Raw genomic sequence first — 329 nt, forward strand, 5'->3', positions numbered from 1 at the left:
CCCAGCATCGTGCCAGAAATACAACACCAGCCCCGGCTGGACCGTCGTGGCAAGCTATTTCACTCCGGCCCAGAACCCGATGGACAAAGCCGTCCAAGGAATCGTGGCAAGTCCAGGAAGTTATCCGGCGCATCTCCACTACACTTCGCCAGGAGTAGAGCTCGCGGTGCTCGGCGGAGCCGGACCGCTCAACATCGCCCTCGCCCTCGACCCGGTGTTCTCTGCGGACCCCGCAGCAGATCGCCTGTTGAGCGCCTTCAGCGCGGGGCTGGGCGGTATCCGTCTCACGCGCTGAGCGGCGACGCGGGGCAGGGGGCCTGTCAGGGACT

At 65.7% G+C, this 329-nt stretch carries 1 protein-coding gene; it reads left to right on the top strand.

The features are described from left to right. On the top strand, positions 1-295 hold a 295-nt coding region (locus UK12_RS40625), incomplete at its 5' end, for a hypothetical protein (protein WP_231591513.1). Positions 296-329: the final 34 nt, after the last annotated feature.

This window comes from Saccharothrix sp. ST-888 (genome assembly GCF_000955975.1).
Lineage (GTDB): Bacteria > Actinomycetota > Actinomycetes > Streptomycetales > Streptomycetaceae > Kitasatospora.